At 74.1% G+C, this 6,506-nt stretch carries 5 protein-coding genes; all 5 read left to right on the forward strand.

From position 1 onward, the window contains the following. Window positions 1–198: 198 nt before the first annotated feature. The 5 genes from ACIBK5_RS43550 to moeZ all read left to right on the forward strand — a co-directional run bounded on the left by ACIBK5_RS43550 (window position 199) and on the right by moeZ (window position 6,344). Window positions 199–1,947 carry a DUF3492 domain-containing protein gene (locus ACIBK5_RS43550; RefSeq protein ID WP_399029073.1) on the forward strand — a complete coding sequence of 583 codons (1,749 nt, stop codon included), beginning with the start codon at window positions 199–201 and terminating at the stop codon, window positions 1,945–1,947. After that, the gene (locus ACIBK5_RS43555; protein ID WP_399029075.1) at window positions 1,944–3,140 is read left to right on the forward strand and encodes a hypothetical protein; all 1,197 of its coding nucleotides are present in this window, start codon (window positions 1,944–1,946) and stop codon (window positions 3,138–3,140) included. Before ACIBK5_RS43550 ends, ACIBK5_RS43555 begins: the two co-directional genes overlap by 4 nt. 256 nt (window positions 3,141–3,396) lie before the next feature. Next, window positions 3,397–4,356, forward strand: coding sequence for an NAD-dependent epimerase/dehydratase family protein (locus ACIBK5_RS43560; protein WP_399029076.1), 960 nt, complete (start codon window positions 3,397–3,399; stop codon window positions 4,354–4,356). Continuing rightward, window positions 4,344–5,102 carry a spherulation-specific family 4 protein gene (locus ACIBK5_RS43565; RefSeq protein WP_399029078.1) on the forward strand — a complete coding sequence of 253 codons (759 nt, stop codon included), beginning with the start codon at window positions 4,344–4,346 and terminating at the stop codon, window positions 5,100–5,102. The genes ACIBK5_RS43560 and ACIBK5_RS43565 overlap by 13 nt, the downstream gene beginning before the upstream one ends. A 63-nt stretch (window positions 5,103–5,165) precedes the next feature. After that, entirely contained in the window at window positions 5,166–6,344 is a 1,179-nt protein-coding gene (moeZ, locus tag ACIBK5_RS43570; protein ID WP_184590710.1) for an adenylyltransferase/sulfurtransferase MoeZ, read from the forward strand. Window positions 6,345–6,506 lie beyond the last annotated feature (162 nt).

The raw sequence follows: 6,506 nt of genomic DNA on the forward strand, positions 1-6,506 counted from the left end.
GGTGTGCGCGGGCCCCGCCCCCCCCCCCCCCACCCCCGCCCCCCCCCCCCCCGCCGGCCCCCCCCCCCCCCGGGGGGCGGGGGGGGGCCCCCCCCCCCCCCCCCCCCCCCCCCCCCACCGCCTTGACCGCATACCTTCGTCCCGCTGCGAGCCGCCGGGCAACGGCGGCTCCCCATACGGGAGATCGGGGGTGCACACGTGCGCATCGGACTGCTTACGGAGGGTGGCTATCCGTATGTGAGCGGTGACGCCAGGCTCTGGTGCGACCGGCTGGTGCGCGGGCTCGCACAGCACGAGTTCGACGTCTACGCGCTCAGCCGCAGTGAACACCAGGAGGACGAGGGCTGGACCCCGCTCTCGCCGAACGTGCGCAGGGTGCGCACCGCACCGCTGTGGATGGCCGAGGACGACGGAGTGGCCCTGGGCCGCCGCGCACGCCGGCGGTTCTCCGAGTGCTTCGGCGAACTGGCTGCGGTGCTGTGCGGGGCGTCGACCGGGAGTGGGGCGTCGACCGGGAGTGGGGCGTCGACCCCCGAGGCGGACCGTTTCGCCAACGCTCTGTACGGCCTCGCCGAACTCGCCCGTGAGGAGGGCGGCCTCGCGGGAGCTCTCCGCTCCGAGGTCGCCGTACGCGCGCTGGAACGCGCCTGTCGTGCGCCGGGCGCCCACCGCGCCGCGCGTGAGGCCCGGGTCCCGGATCTGCTCGCCGTGGCCGCGCACCTCGAACGGGCGCTGCGCCCCCTCTCCCTCGACTGGTACGAGGACGACGGCCTCGGCGCGGTCGATCTCTGCCACGCCGCGTCCGGCGGTCCGGCCGCCCTGCCGGGCCTGCTGGCCCGCCACTTCACCGGCGTGCCCCTGCTGGTGACCGAGTACGGCGTGCGCCTGCGGACGCACTACCTCACCGCCCCCGACGCCCCGCCCGCGGTGCGGTCCCTGCTGGCGGTCTTCCACGGCAGACTCGCCGCCGAGGCCTACGGCCGGGCCGAGGTCGTCACGGCCGGCAACACGCACGCCCGCCGCTGGCAGGAGCGCTGCGGTGCCGACCGCGACAGGCTCCGCACGATCTACCCCGGCATGGACGCCCGGCCCTACGCGGAGGTGGGCGAGTCCGCGGAGTGCGCCGACCCGGACGCGCTCGTCTGGGTCGGCCGTGTCGAGCCCGCCAAGGACCTGGTCTCGCTGCTGCACGCCTTCGCCGAGATCCGCAAGCAGGAGCCGAGAACCCGCCTGCGGATCGTCGGCGCCCCCACCGGCGCCGAGGGCGCGGCCTATCTCGCCCACTGCAGGGCGCTGGCCGCCCATCTCTTCCCCGACGAAGCCGAGGGTCCGCACGCCGCCGGCCACAACCCGGTGTCGTTCGAGGAGGTCGGCGGGCCGGAACTCCCGGCCCTCGCCGACGCCTACGCCTCGGGTGCCGTGACCGTGCTGTCCAGCGTCGTCGAGGGCTTCCCGATCGGCCTTGCCGAGGCCATGCTCTGCGGGCGCGCGACGGTGTCGACGGACGTCGGCGCGGTCGTGGAGGTCATCGGCGGCACGGGGCTGGTCGTGCCCCCGCGCAATCCGCGGGCGCTCGCCGAGGCGTGCGTCGCGCTGCTGCGCGACCCGGAGCGCCGTGAGCGCCTGGGCGCCGCCGCCCGGGCCCGTGCCCTCGAACTGTTCACGGTCGAGCAGAACATCGAGGCATTTCACAGCATTTACCTGGAGATCGTCTCGCGCGCTCCCGTCCGCCGTGACGTTCTCGACGCGGCGGGCGGGCCGTTGCCCTTCGCCGTGCCCGCCGAGGCCCGTGTCCCGGTCTCCTGGGCCGCCCCGACAGCCCCGACAGCCCCGACAGCCCCGACCGCTCCGACATCCGGCCGCGCCGCCCGCGGCGCCCCCGGCTGGGCCGGAGACGGTCCCGTAAGAGCCACCACTCCCGTCCCCGCCCCGGAGAGAGCGCGATGAACGACTTGGGCGAACTGGACCGCCCCGGAACACCGGCCCCGGAACCGGCCGCCGAGCGCGAACACCCCGAAAAACAGGAGCCGGCCGCCGACCGCAAGCAGCCCTCCCCGCGCCGCGGCGCCGACCCGGTGAAGGCGCTGATGCACCGGCACCGGGAGCTCTGCGAACGCGCGGTGGACCCCCTCGAGATCGCGGCGGGACTGGAAGCGCACGGCATCACCGAGCGGACAGCGGCCCGCTTCCGCCACCGGGACGTCTTCTCCCTCGCCGAGGAGATGTACGCACGGGTCACCCGGGACGGGGACACCCCCGCGCCGCCGGCACCCGCTGCCCCCCGGGCGCGTGCGGACTGGATCCTCCTGACACTCCTGCCGGGCGCGCTGTGCGCCGCCACCGTGACCGCCGCGCACCTCACCCACGGCCGCGCGCGCCTGTTCGCCGCGGCAGCCGGCATCCTCGCCGTGGGCCTGGCCCTCCGCGCCGCCCTCCGCCGAGGCCCCCTGAGCAGGGCCGACCGCACAGCCCCCGGCGGAAGCATCCTCTGGATCTCCTGGCTCATCGGCTATGCCCTCCTGGGCAACGGCCTGCTCCAGAGCGCCGTGACCGGCGGCCCCGACGGTCTGCCCACCGGTGCGGCAGACGGCCCCTGGCCCTTCACCGCCGCCCCCGTCCTGGCCCTCGCTCTGGCTTGCGCGCCCGCGGCCTGGACCGCCCACCTCTTCACCGCGCGTGGCCGCCGCAGGCTCGCGGCAAGCCGCGGCCTCGAGGACTTCGCCGCCGCCGTACGACCACTCCTGCTCGGCACAGTCGTCCTCTTCCTGGGCGCACTGGCGGGCCTGCTCGCTCTCTGCGCCGCAGTCCTCGACGAGCCCGCGGGCTATGCGGAGGCCCTCACCCTGGGCGCCCTCCTCTTCATCGCCCGCCTCCTCGCCACCCACGGGTTCGCCTACGCCCCGGCCGTCGTCCTCACCGCGACGGCCACGATCCAGGCAGCCGCTCTCGCCACGGTCTTCATCGCCCGCCTCCCCGGTCTCGGCCTCCTGGGCACCCCGGTGGAGATCCTCGTCACCCTCTGGGGAGCCGGCAGCGTCCCCACCCTCGCCTGCGGAGCGGCGGCCCTGGCCCTCCTCGTCCACGCGACGCGCAAGCTCACCAGGGCCTCGGCCCACGCACCGCCGGCCCCCTCACCGTGACCGTCGCGGGAGCCAGCACCCGCCCGAACCCGCGTCGAGTCACCGGTGATCCTGGCCCTCGACGCCGTCGGCGGGTGATTCCCGGGCGAGCGACTCCCGACAGAGCCGTCACTCCCCGAAGCGCCGTCGCCCCGTAGCCGCAGACACCGGCCCACCGCCGGAGGCACCCGCCCCACCCCCGTCCCGTCCGCCCCGCACCAAGGAGAAGTCGGATGACCACCCACCCAGGAGTCCCAGCCGTCCCAGGAGTCGCGCGATGAGAGTCCTGCTGATCGGAGCCAACGGCTACATCGGGCGCTTCGTCGCCGACCGCCTGCTCGCCGACCCGGCCGTGCAGCTCACCGCCCTCGGCCGCGGCGACGACGCCGACGTCCGCTTCGACCTCGCCTCCGGCAGCCCCGGTGCCCTCACCCGCTTCCTCGACGCGGTCCACCCGGGCGTCGTCGTCAACTGCGCCGGCGCCACCAGGGGCGGTGCCCGCGAACTCACCCGCCACAACACCGTCGCCGTGGCCACCGTCTGCGAGGCCCTGCGCCGCAGCGGCTGCGGCGCCCGTCTGGTGCAGATCGGGTGCAGCGCGGAGTACGGCCCCAGCCAGCCCGGCTCCTCCACGGCCGAGGACGCCGTCCCCCGGCCCGGCGGCCCGTACGGCGTGAGCAAACTCGCCGCCACCGAACTGGTCCTCGGCTCCGGCCTGGACGCCGTCGTCCTGCGCGTCTTCTCACCGGCCGGGCCCGGCACCCCCGCCGGCTCCCCGCTGGGGCGTCTCGCCGAGGCCATGCGCCGCGCCATGCAGTCCGGCGACGGCGAGCTGAAACTCGGCGGCCTGGGCGCGCAGCGCGACTTCGTCGACGTCCGCGACGTGGCCCGCGCCGTCCACGCCGCCTCGCTCTCCGCCGCGCAGGGCGTCATCAACATCGGTGCCGGCCGCGCCGTGCGCCTGCGCGACGCGGCCGCGGTCCTTGCCCGCGTGGCCGGATACGGCGGCGCCCTCCACGAACTCGACGGGCCTCCCGGCGCGCTCCGCCCGGCCATCGGCCACCCCCGCCCGGACTCGGACCACGCTCCCCAGGCCGCGTACCCGTACCCCGACGGCTGCGGCAGCTGGCAGCAGGCCGACGTACGCACCGCCCGCGACCGGCTCGGCTGGCGCCCCCGGATCGGCCTCGAGGAGTCCCTCGCGGACATCTGGATGGAGGCGGCATGCCGCATCTGACCAGCACTCGGCCACAGACTTCCGGCACGGAACTCCGCCCCGGCGTCGGCGTCCCCGGCTACGCCCACCCTCTCCTCGCCCCCACCGAGTGGGGCGAACTCACCCGCCCCGGCACCCCACTGCACTGGGTCGTCCTCAACGTGGCCGACGGCCCCGGCGCCCGCCCCGACCCGCACTGCCTTGAGGCGGCCGGCCGCCTGCGCAACGCCGGCATCCGGGTGCTGGGCCATCTCGACACCCGGTACGGCACCCGGAACTTCGGAGAGCTGATCTCGGACGCCCACCGGTTCGTCGACTGGTACCAGGTCGACGGCTTCCTCCTGGAGCGCTGCCCGGCGGACCACGTCGGGCTGCCCGAGGTGCGCCGTACGGTCGCCACACTCCGCGTGATCCGTGCCGAGGCCCACATCGTCCTCGGCCACGGCATCCACCCGCACCCGGGGTACGTCGAGCTCGCCGACCAACTGGTCACCTTCTCCGGCCCGTGGAGCGACTACCGCTGGTCGCAGGTGGCCGAGTGGACCGCCGACCACTCGCCCGAGCGGTTCTGCCACTTCGTCCACGGAGTGCCCCGCCCCTTTCTGGGGGAGGCGCTGCGCATCGCGCGCTGGCAGGGCGCCGCGACGATCTACTTCACCGACCGCACGGACCGCACGGACTGCGGCGGACACACCGATCCCTGGGAGGCCATGCCCGGCTACTGGGACGAAATCGTCTCGCGTGTCGGAACAGGTGTCTCGGAATGAAAAAGCACATGGCACTGTTACGGGGAGAACAACCGTAGTGATTGACCGACCAACGGAGTCCCCGTGTCGCTGCCACCCCTGGTCGAGCCGGCTTCCGAGCTCACCGTAGACGAGGTCCGCAGGTACTCCCGCCACCTGATCATCCCCGACGTCGGGATGGACGGGCAGAAGCGGCTGAAGAACGCCAAGGTGCTGTGTGTGGGCGCCGGCGGCCTGGGCTCGCCGGCGCTGATGTACCTGGCCGCCGCGGGCGTCGGCACCCTCGGCATCGTGGAGTTCGACGAGGTCGACGAGTCGAATCTGCAGCGCCAGATCATCCACAGCCAGGCCGACATCGGCCGCCCCAAGGCCGAGTCCGCCCGTGACTCCGTCCTCGGCATCAACCCGTACGTGAACGTGATCCTTCACGAGGAGCGGCTCGAGGCCGACAACGTGATGGACATCTTCAGCCAGTACGACCTGATCGTCGACGGCACGGACAACTTCGCGACCCGCTACCTGGTCAACGACGCCTGCGTGCTGCTGAACAAGCCGTACGTCTGGGGCTCGATCTACCGCTTCGACGGCCAGGCCTCCGTCTTCTGGTCCGAGCACGGCCCCTGCTACCGCTGCCTCTACCCGGAGCCCCCGCCCCCCGGCATGGTCCCCTCCTGCGCCGAGGGCGGCGTCCTGGGCGTGCTGTGCGCGTCCATCGGCTCCATCCAGGTCAACGAGGCCATCAAGCTGCTCGCCGGCATCGGCGACCCGCTGGTCGGCCGGCTGATGATCTACGACGCCCTGGAGATGCAGTACCGCCAGGTCAAGGTCCGCAAGGACCCGGACTGCGCGGTCTGCGGCGAGAACCCGACCGTCACCGAGCTCATCGACTACGAGGCCTTCTGCGGCGTCGTCTCCGAGGAGGCCCAGGCGGCGGCCGCCGACTCCACGATCACTCCCAAGCAGCTCAAGGAGTGGATCGACGACGGCGAGGGCATCGACATCATCGACGTCCGTGAGCCGAACGAGTACGAGATCGTCTCCATCCCGGGCGCCCGGCTGATCCCGAAGAACGAGTTCCTCATGGGCACCGCCCTGGAGAGCCTCCCGCAGGACAAGAAGATCGTCCTGCACTGCAAGACGGGTGTCCGCAGTGCGGAAGTCCTCGCGGTCCTGAAGTCCGCGGGCTTCTCGGACGCGGTCCACGTCGGCGGCGGCGTGATCGGCTGGGTCAACCAGATCGAGCCGGACAAGCCGGTCTACTGAGCCGTATCCGGCCTCCCTTCCCGAACGGCGGGGGGGGGGGGGGCCCCCGGGGGGCCCCCCCCCCCCCCCGGGCCCCGCGCCCCCCCCCCCCGCCCCGGGGCCCCCCCCCCCCCCCCATAAACGGTGAACCGGGGGGGCACCCACGCGCGCCCCCCGCCCCAA

The organism is Streptomyces sp. NPDC050546, assembly GCF_044457425.1.
In the GTDB taxonomy this organism is placed as follows: Bacteria; Actinomycetota; Actinomycetes; order Streptomycetales; family Streptomycetaceae; genus Streptomyces.

Coding starts and splice junctions, on each gene's coding strand:
- ACIBK5_RS43555 (WP_399029075.1), top strand. CDS start 1,944: ATGAACGACTTGGGCGAACTGGACCGCCCCGGAACACCGGCCCCGGAA.
- ACIBK5_RS43560 (WP_399029076.1), top strand. CDS start 3,397: ATGAGAGTCCTGCTGATCGGAGCCAACGGCTACATCGGGCGCTTCGTC.
- ACIBK5_RS43565 (WP_399029078.1), top strand. CDS start 4,344: ATGCCGCATCTGACCAGCACTCGGCCACAGACTTCCGGCACGGAACTC.